This window comes from Pedobacter sp. Bi126 (genome assembly GCF_918698245.1).
GTDB lineage: Bacteria > Bacteroidota > Bacteroidia > Sphingobacteriales > Sphingobacteriaceae > Pedobacter.
This window is the reverse complement of sequence record NZ_CAKKMS010000004.1, coordinates 94,000-110,057: the sequence shown is the minus strand read 5'-3', so window position 1 is coordinate 110,057 and position 16,058 is coordinate 94,000. Positions and strand designations below refer to the sequence as shown.

Annotated in this window: 13 protein-coding genes and 1 tRNA gene; 4 read left to right on the top strand and 10 right to left on the bottom strand. The window is 39.8% G+C overall.

Annotated elements, in window-relative coordinates; all coding sequences use genetic code 11:
- Positions 1–46 precede the first annotated feature (46 nt).
- On the top strand, positions 47–226 hold the full coding sequence (locus tag LQ201_RS15335) for a hypothetical protein (RefSeq protein WP_057931837.1): 180 nt from the start codon (positions 47–49) through the stop codon (positions 224–226).
- Between the two features lie 89 nt (positions 227–315).
- Here the strand turns inward: LQ201_RS15335 and LQ201_RS15330 are convergent, their stop codons facing one another.
- On the bottom strand, positions 316–840 hold the full coding sequence (locus LQ201_RS15330) for a DinB family protein (RefSeq protein ID WP_051691638.1): 525 nt from the start codon (positions 838–840) through the stop codon (positions 316–318).
- A 135-nt stretch (positions 841–975) separates the two neighbouring features.
- Positions 976–1,293, bottom strand: coding sequence for a hypothetical protein (locus LQ201_RS15325; protein ID WP_147303081.1), 318 nt, complete (start codon positions 1,291–1,293; stop codon positions 976–978).
- Positions 1,294–1,601: 308 nt separating this feature from the next.
- Between LQ201_RS15325 and LQ201_RS15320 the strand changes: the two genes are divergently transcribed.
- Positions 1,602–2,360, top strand: a complete 759-nt coding sequence (locus LQ201_RS15320) for a M57 family metalloprotease (RefSeq protein ID WP_230144343.1) — start codon at positions 1,602–1,604, stop codon at positions 2,358–2,360.
- An 87-nt stretch (positions 2,361–2,447) separates the two neighbouring features.
- On the opposite strand, the gene LQ201_RS15315 is transcribed toward LQ201_RS15320, so the two are convergent.
- From LQ201_RS15315 to ppsA, 6 genes are all read right to left on the bottom strand, one after another.
- Entirely contained in the window at positions 2,448–3,119 is a 672-nt protein-coding gene (locus LQ201_RS15315; RefSeq protein WP_230144342.1) for an epimerase, read from the bottom strand.
- A gap of 151 nt (positions 3,120–3,270) precedes the next feature.
- Entirely contained in the window at positions 3,271–4,776 is a 1,506-nt protein-coding gene (locus LQ201_RS15310) for a RagB/SusD family nutrient uptake outer membrane protein (protein ID WP_230144341.1), read from the bottom strand.
- Between the two features lie 18 nt (positions 4,777–4,794).
- On the bottom strand, positions 4,795–7,821 hold the full coding sequence (locus tag LQ201_RS15305; protein WP_230144340.1) for a SusC/RagA family TonB-linked outer membrane protein: 3,027 nt from the start codon (positions 7,819–7,821) through the stop codon (positions 4,795–4,797).
- Between the two features lie 107 nt (positions 7,822–7,928).
- The gene (locus LQ201_RS15300) at positions 7,929–8,294 is read right to left on the bottom strand and encodes a hypothetical protein (RefSeq protein WP_230144339.1); all 366 of its coding nucleotides are present in this window, start codon (positions 8,292–8,294) and stop codon (positions 7,929–7,931) included.
- Positions 8,295–8,865: 571 nt separating this feature from the next.
- Complete coding sequence (locus LQ201_RS15295) at positions 8,866–11,001, bottom strand: S9 family peptidase (RefSeq protein WP_230144338.1); 2,136 nt, start codon at positions 10,999–11,001, stop codon at positions 8,866–8,868.
- A gap of 346 nt (positions 11,002–11,347) precedes the next feature.
- Positions 11,348–13,972 (bottom strand): phosphoenolpyruvate synthase, encoded by a 2,625-nt coding sequence (gene ppsA, locus LQ201_RS15290; RefSeq protein WP_230144337.1) that lies wholly within the window; start codon positions 13,970–13,972, stop codon positions 11,348–11,350.
- A 380-nt stretch (positions 13,973–14,352) separates the two neighbouring features.
- Between ppsA and LQ201_RS15285 the strand changes: the two genes are divergently transcribed.
- Complete coding sequence (locus LQ201_RS15285) at positions 14,353–14,667, top strand: peptidyl-tRNA hydrolase (protein WP_230144336.1); 315 nt, start codon at positions 14,353–14,355, stop codon at positions 14,665–14,667.
- Between the two features lie 120 nt (positions 14,668–14,787).
- Positions 14,788–15,417, top strand: a complete 630-nt coding sequence (locus LQ201_RS15280; protein WP_230144335.1) for a hypothetical protein — start codon at positions 14,788–14,790, stop codon at positions 15,415–15,417.
- A 194-nt stretch (positions 15,418–15,611) separates the two neighbouring features.
- Here LQ201_RS15280 and LQ201_RS15275 read toward each other — a convergent pair.
- Both LQ201_RS15275 and LQ201_RS15270 read right to left on the bottom strand, forming a co-directional pair.
- Positions 15,612–15,696: transfer RNA gene (locus LQ201_RS15275), tRNA-Ser, on the bottom strand.
- Between the two features lie 2 nt (positions 15,697–15,698).
- Positions 15,699–15,941 carry a GIY-YIG nuclease family protein gene (locus tag LQ201_RS15270; RefSeq protein WP_230144334.1) on the bottom strand — a complete coding sequence of 81 codons (243 nt, stop codon included), beginning with the start codon at positions 15,939–15,941 and terminating at the stop codon, positions 15,699–15,701.
- Positions 15,942–16,058: the final 117 nt, after the last annotated feature.

Here is a 16,058-nt window from a genome sequence, read left to right as displayed (position 1 = left end):
GTTGTTATCATAGCGCTTTGCAATTTATTGACTAAATCTTTGAGTTATGAAAAATACGAGCACACCAAAAAACAATCCAACGGTTCAGGGCAGTTCAATAGCTGACCGGGCTAACCACGATGTTAAAACAGATAAAAAAATCCAGGGAATAACCAATGGAGGCGGCCAACGGTCAGATCAAACTTCCAACAAGGACAATCAAAGAAAATACGATAATAAAAAATAATAGTAGGTAGCTACTATACCAAAAAGGCTTGTCGGAGATCCATATTAAATGAGATTTTCCGACAAGCCTTTATTTTAACAAATGGTATTTTATTTCGCCATTACATTATAGAAATTATAATCCGTCATAGGGGCACCTGTTATTCCTAAATTATGGCAAATGGTAATGATCTGGCCACGATGGTAGGTACTGTGGTTGAAAACATGTAACACATATTCAAAATTCTGAAAGTCGGAAGTAAACCAAGGGCTTTGAATTTCTGTTTTCTCATTAAATCTATCTTCACTGATTGCAGTAATATAAACGGCTAAGTTTTCTGACTGTTTCAACAGCGCATTAAAAATATCATTCAAACTTCCATATTCGCGAAATTCGAATTCGGTTTTAGTGAGAATCGAATACCAATACTCCTGTGCCTGCAAAATATGAGCAAGCGTTAACTTCACACTTTTAAAACTTGATAATACTTCCTGCTCCAATAATTCTTCCGGATGATTTTTTAACCAATTTACCAAGGTTAAATTTGCCCAGAAATTATAGTTTGCATAATTTTTCATTAAATACACAAGGGAAGTTTCTTCCATTGTTTCTGCGAATAATTGTTCCTGTACCATGTCTTTTTTGTTTTAGTTACACAAAGAAAACACAGGCGACTGACAACCCTATGGCAGTGTAAAAATCAACATAAAAATATTTTTAAAATGAAGTGTTTTCTTCATTTCAGTTTACATTTCCATGTATTTTCCCTCTTACCTGATCATCCTGTCAGGAGAAAAAGCAATAAAATATTCTGATCCGGTTTGGATACTAACATTAAGATCTGGCACATTAATTTTAGGTTGTTCCTTAAGCTGCGATAATACGCTTGCTGCAAAATCATGTATCTTTTTTGGGTCTACCTGAACAGAAACCGTAGGGAAGAAATCGTGCTCTATTTCTGCCTTTCCCTGCTCACTTACCTGGCTGAACTTCCACGATTCTTTGGCCCGAAAACCATTTTCGTTGTTGGCATTGTTTAAATGATATAAAAACACTTTCGCCTGTAAGGCTATACTCTCATTTTGCATATTATAAAATTTGGGCTTTTTTGGCCATAATTTGGCAAGGTAAGAAGAATTAACCGGTAGTATGTTTTTTTTGGTTGGTAAGCGACATGGAATGAGTCTTGTTTTTCTTTGACAACTCTTATTTAACTAAAATATTATCGATAAAACAGATTGTTGATGTAAATTTTCAAATACAAACATAACTTTAAAACATTACAAAGCATATTAATTAAGTTTTCGTGTAAAATTATCCTGCAGCCAAAATTAATGTAACAAGTTCTGTTACATTTGTTTATCAGCTCCGAAAGGACTTAACTAACTTAAACTTCATGAAAAATAATCTAAAAAAGATTGCCATCGTTGCCATGGTGGCAGTGGTAATTGCAGCCTGTAAAAAAAATCAGGAATCGATTACTGAGCCTCAAGAAACAGTAAAAAATTCAGACAAAGTTTTGCAGTACATTAAAGACCTGGGCTTCCCTGCAACAAGTATTGTTGATAATGGAAATGAATTTATCGTAGAAGAAGATATTACATTCCCTAAAAACATGGAAATCCCTGCTTATGGCGCAGGAGCTAAAACGGAACAGTATTATACTGGAAGCATTGTAAACAGCACTAAAAAGCTAAACATTAGAATTTTTGTAGATCCGTCTATGACTTCTATGAGCAGCGAGATCAATAGTGCTATTGCGCAATGGAACGCTGTTCCAAATTCCACTTTGCGCTTCAGCACCGTAACTACAGCCCCTTATGACATCCTGATAAAAGATGAAAATTTAGGAAATGGTGTTTGTGGCTCAGGGCAATTCCCATCTGGCGGAAGTGCAGGTGCTTTGGTTAGAATCAATAAAAACTATATTGCAGGCAATTCATTTGCGCAACGTGCAAGAACAATATGCCATGAATTTGGTCATAATATTTCCTTACGTCATACAAATTGGTCAGCTCAGGGCGAATCTACAGCTACAAATGTTCCTGGTGTTACCGGAACAGATGCCTTATCTCTTATGAATGGCGGCCAATGTGGATCAGGTGCCACTGTATTATCAACAAAAGATAAAAATGCTGTTGCAGCATTATATTAAATTTACGAAAAACAACTAAACAAACCTAAACTGGTCTATAAGGAGCTGATAATTAACAAGCCCGGGAACTCATTGTAGCACCCGGGCTTATTCTTTTGATAGGGCAATAATGTCTTTTCCTTCTAAAATCCTCCGCTCGCCATTATGGCTTAAAGTACTAATCATGGCATTGCCCAGTTCGGCCATGGTGCAAAACCCGCCTGGATAAACGGCCCTTCCAATCGGAAATAACCAATTAATATATTTATAAAATTTGTGCGCGTACTTCTGTTCTGGTAGCGGCTTAATAAAACCCGGGCGAAAATTAAACACCTGCCCGAAAGGCAATCTCATTAAATCACGCTCTGTTTTACCTTTCACCTGTGCCCATTTCAACCGTCCATTTTCATTGGTTCCCCCGCCAGAAACATAACAAAAAGTCATCCCCTCATTTAGCTTACTTAACGTTTCTGCAACATGCATGGTTAGCGTATAAGTCATTTTGTAATAGGTAGCATTATCAACACCTACTGAAGTAATCCCCAAACAAAAGAAACAGGCATTATAACCTGAAAGTTGTTCTTCAATCGGCGAAAAATCGAAAAAATCGGGATGGATAATCTCCTTAAGCTTTGGATGGCTATAACCACATGGCTTGCGGTTAATCACTAAAACAGTATCAATTTCAGGGCAGTTTAGGCACTGCATTAACACCCCTTCGCCAACCATTCCTGTGGCACCGGTTATGATTACATTATTCTGATCTCTGGCTTTTCCCATGAATTTGATACTTTTTAATAAAACGGTTGTAAGGTAGTCTTTGTTTGGGAACTATAAAATCGGATACATTTCTTTAAAAATAAAAAAGACTGAACCGAATGGAAATTGTTAGTCCATTAGCGGTACAGCCTCTTTTTATAACTACTAAATGTTAATATCCGGGGTTTTGTGTTAGATTTGGATTACCGATTTGATTTTCTGGAATCGGGAAAAGCAGGTATTTTGCCTCACTAGCAGGTTTCTCCTGCCAAGCGGCCAGGAATTTCCCAAAACGGATTAGATCCTGTCTTCTAAAACTTTCCCAGTACAGTTCACGGCCACGTTCATCCAATAAAATATCCAATGTTAAGCCAGGCAGAATGGAAGCCCCCCTTACCGTTCTGATCGAATTCACAATAGTCAATGCTGCAGCAGGTTGCGCGGTTCTTAACTGTGCTTCGGCTTTCATTAATAACACATCCGCATAGCGGAAATAAACCCAATCATTATCAGGCTTTTTAGATCCTGAATTGGCATAATCAATCGGATATTTGATCACCCGGATACCCGCCACTTCCAAATGGTTCGGGTCTCTTTCTACAATGCTTACCTCGGGTGTAAAGGCTAAAGGATTACCTTTTCTATCTTTTAAAGACTCTCCTTTCCCATTTACTTGTTGACCAACCAAAAACCCCACCCGAACACCAGCAACTTCAGTCTGGCCGGCATAAGGCCCGCCTCTTCTTTTGTCAGTTGCTTCAAATTTTGAATAGAAGTTGGATAAGGTACAGAAACCGTTATAACCACTTGGATCTTGGTTATAATGTGTGGTACATTTCCACTGACCATCTAAGTCGCTGCCATTTACACCACCTATATTTTGAGCGGTAAAAATATTCTCTTTCGAAAGATGATTCGTTGGCGAAAAATTATCAAAATAGTTTGGCGTTAATACGTAACCTCCTGCGCCTATTTCATCGGCAAGAGAAATTACTTTAGCCATGTCTGCAGCATCGAAAGTTGGCGCGCTGCGATTTAAGAAAGCGCCTTTATTGAGATAAATTTTCATTAAAAGCGTTCTGGCTGCATTCTTATTGGCAACATTTGCCGGACCGTCTGGTAAATTCGGAATAATTGCATTTAGCTCACTAATGAGGTAGGCAATTTCATCAGCTGCATTCCTCACGCGCGAGGGTTTGGTAACACCTTCACCGGGATCGCGGTACGGAACCTGCCCCCAGCCATCCAAAACAGAAAATTGAGAAAATGCCCGTAAAAAACGGGCCTGTGCGGCTTGATCAGCAGTTGGCCCCGCATTTAAAACACTTGTTGCTACATAAGAGATACTATTTAAATCCCTAAAAACATCCGATATCCGGCTATGATCCGGAGCCCATTTATGCAAATGCAATGAACGCCAGGCGCCGTTATCGTCCCAATCGCCTGCACGTGTAGGCACAATAATTTCATCTGATGTTACTTCCTGTAAAGCAGACCAGTTCCATGGGGCCTGGTAAGGGCCGATCATTGCAGCATAAGTAGCGCCAAGTACGCCGGCAACATTGCCCGATGATACGGCTCCACTGCCAACCTGGCCATTCAGGCCCTCATCTAACTTGGTACAGCCAGAAAAACTCATGGCAGCCATCGCAAAAGCGAGAATATATTTATTTTTCATGTTGTTATAATTAAAAGCTTAAAGAGAAAAGTTAACACCAAAATTGAAAGTCCTGGCCGTTGGATAAGCCGTATAATCTATACCTGCCGAAGGAACCCCGCTTATACCTTTGTTCACATTCACTTCAGGATCAAAACCTGTGTATTTGGTAATCACGAATAGATTTTGTCCGTTAACATAAATATTTAGCGATTTGATTGTTTTACCAATATTGCCAATGTTGTAATTGAGGGTTGCATTGGCCAGTTTTAGGTAATCGCCCTTTTCGATATATCTCGATGAAGCCGCAATTGGATTGGCAAGCGATTCGGTAATCGGCTGGTTAACCAAGGCAGCAGAAATATTTCTTTGCGCGCCCAAATTAGATATCGCCAATACTGAGTTTGCGGTATTGTTGTAAATATCCTGACCAAATGAACCATTAAAGTTTGCTGTTAGTGAGAACTTTTTATACCTCAGGTTTGTACTCAGTCCCAAAATCACTTTCGGATTGGGGTTGCCTACATAATAAGTGGTAAAACCATCATCGGTATAAATCGAAAATCCGTTTGCATCTAAGCCATTATATTGGCGGGTAACCATCGCAAACAAAGGCAAACCGTTTTGGATCACCTCAGTAGTTACACCACTCAAACCTTGTCCGTTCAACGAACCCGTTTTAATAATGCTAGTGATGTTCTGCACTTTATTGTTGATAAAAGTAGCATTACCGCCTAAGCTCCATGTGAAGTTGTCTTTATCGATCAGTATACCGTTTAAGGTTAATTCTAAGCCCTTATTGATAATCTGGCCCGGTAAATTTACCCAGGTAGGCACATTGCCTCCAACTGCAGGAGAGAATGAGATCTGTGGAAACAGTAAATCGTTGGTTGTTTTATTGAAATAATCTATTGATCCTGTTAGCCTGCTTTTAAACAGTCCAAAGTCAATCCCAATATTGGTCTGTTTATCCGATTGCCATTTTAAATCAGCATTTTCATTGTTGATTGGGGTTAGGATTGGTGAGCCATTTGCATTCCCAAAATCGTAACGGAGCTGTGCAGAACCGGATGGAAAATCCTGGTTACCAGTTTTACCATAACCAACCCGTAATTTTAACTGATCCAGCCATGCAGTATTGGCCATGAAATTTTCTTTCCTAATATCCCAGGCTGCTGCAAAAGAAGGGAAGTAACCATAACGGTTCGATTTACCAAATTTAGTTGAACCATCTGCCCTGAAGGTAGCCGTTAAAATATACCTGTTGTCGTAATTAAAAATTGCTCTTGCAAAATATGACTGTAACTCTGTTGTAGGGTTGTTGAAAGTAGAAAACGTACGGTTAGCGGGCGATGTTGTTTGAAAAGCATCTGTATAATCAGCGGCTATATCGCCAAAACCCGTTGCGGTATTGGTTGCGCCTTTGTTGATAAAATTCGAATATTCATAACCCAAGATTGCGTTTAGATTTAACTTAGAAACAATCTCTTTGTTGAAATTTAAGGTATTAGTAAACTGTTGGGTAATCAGCTCGTTATTGGAGTAACTGGCATATCCGCCCAGAAAAGTTCCCGATGGCTGGATACCCTGCAGATTTAACGTACTTCTGGTAGAAGCTCTTCTGATACCGGTACTGTAATTAACGCTGGCCAGCATGCGGTATTCTAACCAGGGTGTAATTTTATAGTATGGTGAAACACTTCCTAAAATCGTCGAAACTTTCGATTTATCGTTATTTGCGGCCAAGGCTGCCAAAGGGTTGATGGTGGTAGAACCGTAATCGATAAATAAACTTCCATCGGGATTATAAAAAGACTGTGTGGGGTTCCACGATAGTGCCTGAGAAATTAAACTTCCCGTGAAACCTGCATCAGTAGTAATTGGGGCTACACTTTCCAGGTACTGGTTGCTGATCATGTTAATGTCTAGTCCCAGCTTTTTACTTTCCAAAAATTTGAAATTACCGTTAAAGGCTGCACTGTATTTTTTAAAATCGGTTGTTTTGATAATCCCCTGCTGGTCTTGATAACCGAGTGAAGCGCGGAAGGTATTGCCGTTGGTGCCACCGCTTATGCCAACTGAGTAATTTTGGTTGTACGCAGTTCTGGTAATCGCATCCAATGCATCAACACTGGTACCGAAGTTACCTGTGTTAAGGTTATATTTCGATAATGCTGCACGGTACTCATCGCCCGTTAAAACATCAACTTTTTTAGCAATATTGCTTATACCTGCCGAGGCGCTTACATCAATTTTGGTTTCTCCAGATTTGCCTCTTTTAGTGGTAATCAAAACAACACCATAAGCAGCACGCGAACCATAAATTGCCGTAGCCGATGCATCTTTCAATATCTCCATCGACTCGATATCGGCCGGATTGATAAAGTTTAAAGGATTGCCATCGGGCGCTGTACCGATACCGGCGCTTGTTGATGGCCTGGCCGATCTTCCGTCAAGTGCTACCCCATCTACTACATAAAGGGGCTGCCCTGTTCCGGTAATGGCAGAATTACCCCTTATCCGAACGGTAGAGGCACCACCCGGTTGCCCACTGTTATTGATCATTTGTACACCCGCAACTTTACCCTGTATCAATTGATCTGGCGCATTTAACGGGCCTTTATTAAAATCTTTGGCCGATACGGTTGTTGCGGCACCTGTTAAATCATTTTTTCTAACAGATGCATAACCGATAACCACAACAGCTTCAAGGTTATTGAGCGAACTTAAAGTAATGTTAAGCAGGGTTTGATTGTTGATACTTACCGTTTGCGACTCGTAACCTACAAAGCTTACTGTTAGCCGGCTTGTTCCGTTTGGGGCAGTGATTTGGTACTTACCCTCTGCGTCGCTTTGTGTTTTGGTGTTTGTACCCGTTATCTGCAAGGTTGCGCCGGCTAAAGGCGTTTTATCGGTATCGTATATAATACCTTTTACAGTGATCTGGGCAAAGGCTGCCGTACTGGATAAAAGTATTAAGAAACTTAAACTGATGAGTTTGTTTAGTGAATACAATTTCTGTTTCAAAGACAAAACAGACCAATTGCCTGGTAAAATGATGTTCATAGTGATTTATTATAATTGGTTAGAAATTAGGCTTTTAAGAGATTTATACTGGAATTTAGGGCGGAGTCTTTTTCATGGTTTTCGGTTTTATGTTGATATTTACTTGATTACACTGCAATTGATGACTGGCGCCAATGAATGGCTCCATTGGTAAATGCCCGCTCTGGATTGGGCAATTCAAAATTTCTGGGATCGTTCCCGACATTTATGACAACAAAACAATAAGCTATTTTTAGCTCATATCTGTCCCAATTTATGGGCAAATAGGACTCAGCAAGCATATTTTGGTAATTGTCAACACGATTTCGATGGCCTTTAAAACTTATCTTGTTAAGGCAATAAACTACGGCATCTTTCTGCCAGGCTGGTATTTTTGTTTTTGTATATATTATATTTTTGAATACGGGCCGCAGCTGGCCGGTAATGACAGAGAATGGAGGATATAAAATGATGAACAGTTCAGGTTGTTCCATAATTTTTGATACAATAAGCCCGGTCCATATCATGGCTCCAAAGCTACTGTCATTTAGTTTAGCACTAGGTTAATGTAATGATTAATCGTCAACAGCAAATAGTTAAACCTACGCGCAATATTGACTTTATAGTATGAATATAAGCTATAAATCATACAAAACCATAAAATTTGAAATTATTTATAGCGATAAATTGCCCAATGTATCCGTTATGGGCCGAAAGAACTGATATAAGGATTGCGACATGACGCCTGTTTTAAGCCGGAATAACAGTTAAAAGATATAACTGTTGAAACCCACAAAAACTACAACTCAAGAAATAGCTGATCAAAAAGCTTAGTCGATAGTTAAGAAAGGAGGGTATTGGCCAATTGGCCTGATCGAGGAGATTTAAGTAACCTCTCTACTCGTGCATTTAAATTATAAATGGATCTTTAAAAAGGTGGTGGATATATTTCAGAAATTCTGTTTCACAAAACATAACTGAAGAATCTATTTTAATGGAGAGCGGATCTGGGTGATGTTAAAACATTGAGGCTATATGTAGTTATACATACAGCCTCAAAAAAAATTATCTTGCTGAAGGACCTTTCATTTGATAGTCTTTAGGTGGTTCTGCTCCTAAAAGATGCTGTACAAAGTAATCCCAACGGCGACGCGTCATATAAGGTGAGTATTCGCCATAGCCATGTGCACTATTTGGAAAAATAACCAGATCGAAAGATTTATTTGCTTTTTCTAATGCCTCCACTACTAATAGCGTGTTGTAAGGCGGTACATTATCATCCATCATACCATGAACCAACATCAGTTTTCCCTTTAGGTTTTTAGCATAGTTCTGGTTGGCCTGTGCTTCATAATCAGCATTTTCTACTAAACCATTGTAACGTTCGCCCCAATCGTCCTCGTAGTTTCTGTTATCATGATTACCTGATTCGGAAATTCCTACTTTAAAGAAATCCGGATAACGGAACATGGCCGCAGCAGTCGCAAAACCTCCGCCCGAATGCCCCCAGATACCTACTTTTGTCGTATCAATGGGATATTTAGCAGCGAGCTGCCTGATAGCCGCAATCTGATCAGGCAAAGTATTCTCAGCCATATTGCCATAGCTCATATCATGAAAACTTTTAGAGCGGTCTGGATTACTGGTTCCTTCTATTACCACAACGATAAAGCCCAGCTCGGCCAAAGCCTGATTATCACCCCGTGAAGCAGCGAAAGACCAACTACCTACGCTACCGCCCTGAGGACCTGGATAAATATAATCAATTACCGGATATTTCTGCCCTGCATCCATTTTTGTTGGTGTGAAAACCAGTCCGTAGATATCGGTTTTACCATCTTTGGCTTTAACAGAAACCGGGACAGGTGCTTTCCAGCCTGTAGCAGTTAACCTGGATACATCTGTTTTCTCTAAGGTGTTGATCAGTTTACTGCTGATACTTCTTAAAACCGTAACGGCTGGTACATCTGGCTGCGAATAAGTGTCTACAAAATATTCGAACGTTGGAGAAAATACCACCTGATGGTTACCTTCTTCAGGGGTTAACAATGCTAAATTTTTTCCGTCGAAACCGATTTTGTATAAATGACTAAAATAAGGATTGCCTTTTTCCCGGCCGTTAGCCATGAAGTAAAGCGTGCGTGTTTTTTCGTCTACTTTAACTAAACGGGTAACCACGAAATCGCCTTTGGTAATCTGGTTCTTCAATTTTCCGTTGGTAGCATCATATAAATATAAATGGCCCCAGTTATCTCTTTCCGAATACCAGATAATCTCTTTAGATGCTGGAAGGTAACGCCAGTTGATGGTTCCCTGACCAGATTCGTACTGTGTTTTTACCGTTTCTTCGAAAACTTCGCGAACGGCCCCAGTTGTGGTATTGGCAATACGGAATTTTTCATTTTTATGATCGCGGGAGGTAGACAAAAATGCCACTTCAGTGCCATCGGCTTTCCAATCGATATCATCAAAAGTACCACTGCTCGAAATATCATCGCTTAAGGTAGCGCGGTGTTGATCTGCAGGGATGTTTAACGAAACCATCTTTGCGTTTTCAACATCAATCACAACTCTTCTAATGGTTGCAATCTGTTTATCGCCAGGTAAAGGATATTTCCAGGCTTTTAATATTGGCGCACCCACATTCGTGGTTACCAGATACATATCTTTTGAGTTTCTTTGGTCTTGTTGAAAAGTGGCTATCTTTTTCGAATCTGGCGACCAGCGCAAAATTGGTGCATCGCTATGTTTCCATCCCGCATTATCGGTAGCATAACCATAATCTTTAATACCATCACTAGTCAATTGTGTTAATTTTCCAGTGGCTACCTCTTTAACAAAAAGGTTATAATCTTTAATTAAAATGGCTTTTTTCCCATCGGGAGATAGAACTTCATTCCGGCTGGCTCCACGACGCGGTGGCGTTGCACTGCTTTTATAATCGGTAGTTAAAGTTTTTGTTTTCTTTACCGGATCTACCAAAAAAGTCTGTTCAATACCATTGGTTTTAGTCGTGTACCAGAATTTATCGCCGTCCAGCCAGTTAGGTTGCACGCTGGCATTGTCGATATACTTTGCAGTATTATAGCCCATAAAACTTTCCGCCCTTTCATAATCTTTAACGGTTAAAGCCTTCTGCTGGGCATTTGCTGTAATGGCCAAAGTACAAGCCGTTACGGTAAGCCAATATTTATTCATCATGTTAGTTAATCTTGCGCTAAAAATAAGACTGTTTTAGGAAATGGCAGGTATTAATCTTGATATAATTTCCATGATGTATCGTTCTATTAACCGCAAAGGGCCCAAAGAGAAAAAGCAAATGGCAAAAGTTTGATTTTTTCTTTTTTACACAATCCACTCCACACCTCGTATTAACATCACCATCCATCTTTTTAAAGATCCTTCACTGCGTTCAGAATGACAAATCACAAGTTCGGCTGCGAACGCTAGACTTTGGACTAATTGATCAGCTAATCCGCTCCAAAACCTCCACGCTAAACGCCCAACTCAAGATAAATTGACTCCGGACTAAAGATTTCAGACTTATTTATAAAATCTCCACATACCCATGCGTTCCGTTCAATCTGATCCGCTGCCCGTCTTTGATCAGTTTGGTGGCATTTTCCACGCCGACCACCGCCGGCAGTCCATATTCTCTTGCAATTACAGCGCCATGTGTCATTAATCCACCAACTTCTGTAATCAGGCCTTTTATTGAGACGAACAATGGCGTCCAGCTGGGATCTGTAAATGGGGTAACCAGTATATCTCCATCTTCCAGATCAGCATCTTCCATGTTTAGGATTACGCGTGCCCGTCCTTCAATCATTCCTGAAGAAACCGCTAAACCCACAATGGCCTCTGCCGGAAGGTTATCGCGATTGTATTTACCTGTAATAACTTCGCCATCAGAGGTAATTACCCGTGGCGGCGTAAGTTTTTCGTGTTTGCCATACTCTTCTTTTCGTTCAGCAATAAACTGGTAATCAACCTTATGTGCACGTACCACTTCACGAAGTTCTTCAAAAGTGAGGTAATAGCTATCTTTCATTTCATGAAACACATGAGCATCTATGAGTTTTTCGACTTCTTTTAGTAAAGCCTCCTTATAAACAAAAAAGCGGTTAACAATGCCATATTTAGGATATTCACGATAACCCGCAAAATTTCTGAGCAGACTAATCATTTGCTTTGTTTCCAGGGCTTTTTGTTCACCGCCTGGTAAAGGAGCCAATCTACCTAATAATTCATTTTCCTTTTTTAAAGCTTCCTGTTTCCCCTGCTCAAATTTTCGTTTACCAGCATTGGGCTCAAAGTTTTTGATATTGCTAAGGATTAAGGGAATTAATATCGATGGTTTTTCGCTCCAGCGTGTGTTCGTAATATCAATTTCTCCTGCACACCGCATTCCGTATTTTTCGAGATATGCGTAGATTGCATTCCGCGTCTCCTTTCCACCATCAAATTGAATCAGATCATCTAAAAAATTACCCTTCTTTGTCTCTTGTAAATAATTAATGAGCTCCGGATAAGGACGGATTACATCTGCAACATCCAATAGTGCCAGGCCCATTTCTGAAGTAATATTGTTGGGTGCCGACTGAGACAGTGTGTCTGCCGGATTTTTTTCACCCAACCATTCTTCCATCTTTTCATTGAGCCAGGACGAAGCATTCATCGCGGCTATGATCACTCCCATATGTTGCGAATCAAATATCATCTTCTTTGATTGTTCGATGTCTTCCAGAATAAAATCAAAAAGGTCCGGTCCTGATTTCGATTGGATATTTTGTTTTAGTGTTTCTACTGATGCCTCATTAGTTTTGATCAGACCAGCAACGATAGCAGGGTCGTTTCCTATTTGCGCTAAAATATCGGCAGCAGACAGGCCCTTAGTACTCTTGACCAGCACCGGTCTTTTTCCGTCATCTGGTAGTTGTTTTATAAAGTCGCCTCTTTCTGTAATCGTGATCAATGCATCTTTGATGAGCGGATCATGTTGTCCCATCGCATCTAATAAATTCGTCCTCCCAGTTGCGGTGGCCAAACTATCCGTTACATCTACAAACAACCTTCCTCCGGCTTTAAACATTGGCCTGGCTGCCCTTAACTGCCATAACGATAGCCCTAGTGGCTTCATGGCATCAGTCATCATTTGCTGATGGCCTACAGATATGTAAACATGGTTTCCCTGATCGTTCCCTTCGGGGATTGGGTATAATGTAGTGATTGGCCTGCTCTGCACAATATAAAGCTTACCATCAACCAAACACCATTCGATGTCTTGGGGATGGCCGAAGTGCTCCTCAATCTTTCTACCCAGCTGCTCAAGCTGTAAAATCTGTTCATCTGTAAGCACTTGACTATTTTGTTCTCCAGCTGAAAGCGCTTGAGATTTTGTACCACCATCCTTTAAGGCATAAATAGCCAGTTTCTTAGTTGATATTTTTTTATTGATAATTCTGCCGCTGCACACTTGATAATTATCAGCATTTACCAGGCCCGAAACCATGGCCTCTCCTAATCCAAAACTGGCATCAATAGACAACATTTTCCGATTTCCTGAAACCGGATCGGCAGTAAACAAAATTCCTGCAGCCTGAGGAAAAACCATTTTCTGCACAACGACAGCTAATTGCACTTTCCGATGGTCAAAACCGTTCTGGAGGCGATAAATTACCGCCCTATCGGTAAATAATGATGCCCAGCACTTGCTGATATGTTTTAAGATGGCTGTTTTTCCAATAGTGTTCAGGTAGGTATCCTGCTGACCTGCAAAAGATGCTGATGGGAGGTCTTCGGCAGTAGCGCTAGACCGCACAGCAAAGGCCTCATATTTGCCAGAACTGGCAAGATACCTTCCAATCTCTTGAACAATATCATCCGGAATGGATATGTTTTCAATAAGTGTCCTGATTTTGGCGCTGGTTTTATTAACCGCCTGCAGCTCTCCTGTTTTGAGCTGGCCCAACTCATCCAATAAACTGTTAAGTACATTATTGTTTCCTGTTATTTCTTTATAGGCTTCAGTGGTTATGCAAAAGCCATCGGGCACTTGTATTCCTTCAATTTTTGATAGTTCGCCTAGATTGGCGCCCTTCCCCCCAACTTCTAAAACATCAGACCTGTCGATTTCGTGAAAACCAATTACATAATTACCCATATTTTTCATGCTTTAATTTGATAGAAATTCTGTCCCTTTTAATCACATTTTTAAGGAACAGATCCAAAAATATAGGCTATAGCACTGGAAAACAACGTTTTTTAACTATAATTTTCCAAACGCAATAATGGTAGAAGCATTGGCGTTATCCTTACAACAAAGCGACAATAATTAAGATGAAATTATCCCGGTTTTTCCCCTCAACAGGGTACCTTAACTTCAAAAATGACAAAATGATTTTCACAGTTCGATTCACTAGCCTGCCACCAGACAGTCTGCAAAATTGCGCTCAGAAACTTCTTTAATCCTCACGGTTTTTCAGTAAATTTATCTCAAACGCAGACCTCACAAATCAAGAGGTATTGTACATGATAAAGTGAATTTTTAGTATGAAGATGTATATTCTAGTTAAAAGAGATATTCCTGATAAAATGGTACCCGTAATAACAGCACATGCTTCCCTTGCCTGTTTTAGAAAGTTTGAAAATACAGAAAATATGCAGATATGGATTAATGGAATATTTAAGAAGGTTGTTTGTGTAGTTTCCGAAACGGAGTTCGTAAATGCTAAAAAGGAACCAGACCATATAGTACTAACAGAATCAGCATTGGACAATCAGGAAGTTTGTATCGCATTTTCGCCGAGAGAAGAATATTCCAAGATGTTTAAATTTTTTAGCATGTGGACACCCAAAGACACCTAGAGACATGCATAACCAAGAGAACTAAGCCATAAATGGTTAATGAGGAGGTATTAAATCCCCATATTTATACTGTTTTTAACCAAATTTGTTCTAAGCACATTTATTTTATAAATTTCGACTATGAATGTTATACATCGACTAAGGCTTTGTGTATTACTTGTGTTTATCACGTTTTCTTTATTTGCACAAACCGGTCAGGATCCGCGGATTGGTAAGTTCTTGTCCGTAAGGCAGGGAATGAAAACTAATGCAGCTCATGACTATCTGCGAACACTCTTTCCTGAGTGGGACTTGAAAAAGATGCAGCATATTTGTCTTATAGTGGGTGATTGGACACCACCTGAAGAAGTTGGGACTCGTTTTAAGTATATGTATCAGCAACGGTTTTATCTCGCGGCTAAAGTTGATACCTTACACGATAACGAACAAAACATCGCTACAAAGATTTCTGCAATGTGGAAGATTTACCAACAAACAGGATATACATCATGCAATGCAATTACGTTTGATATTAGGGATGGAAACCTTTTAAAGTATGCTGTTGCCGTTAACTTTGACCAATTCCTGGAAGATGCGATCAAATGGCAACTGGACCTGAATAAAATAGACCTTTATGACCAGATGACGCTGCTTGATTATATTGATTTTCACTTGGCACGTAGTAAAGGATCCGCCATGCAATCAAAATATCAAAAATACCATGACATGTTCCGTAAAGCTGGCGCAAAATACAAGAAGGAGCTCCAATAAATAATTATTTACAGATGGAGCAGTCAAATTATTATAGAAAAAAGTACAGTTTCAGCAGGATTTATCGACGTTGTCAATCTGCATTTAATACATTTTTACAAATCGTGGCCTACAATATAAAACTTGGTATCCGAAGCAAATAGGAATGCTCAAGACGAACAATCCTATCTGTTTGAGAACTCATTCTCGTTATGCGGAGAGGGCGGGATTCGAACCCGCGGTACCTTGCAGTACACACGCTTTCCAAGCGTGCTCGATCGACCACTCTGACACCTCTCCGGTTATATGATTTTATTTTGTTTCAAATAAATGTAGCCATTTATAGACTTATAATATTGTTCTCTTCTGAAAGCTTCACTTCTTGAATTAAATTCTTCAAAAAAATGAATGATGAAAGGGCGCCTAGCTTTCGTCGATTTTACATCTCCCCTATTATGTTTGATTAATCTTATTTCCAGGTTTTCAGTACTCCCATAACAGTACTTCCCATCTTTCTCGCTCTTCAAAATATAACTATAAAACATAATTATCTTTTATTCCAAAGATTAATTTATTAGTCCCTGCTTTCCAAGCGTGCTCGATCAACACTCCCCATAGGGGTCCTTTGGACTGACACCTCTCCGTGCTGGACTGCAAAAGTA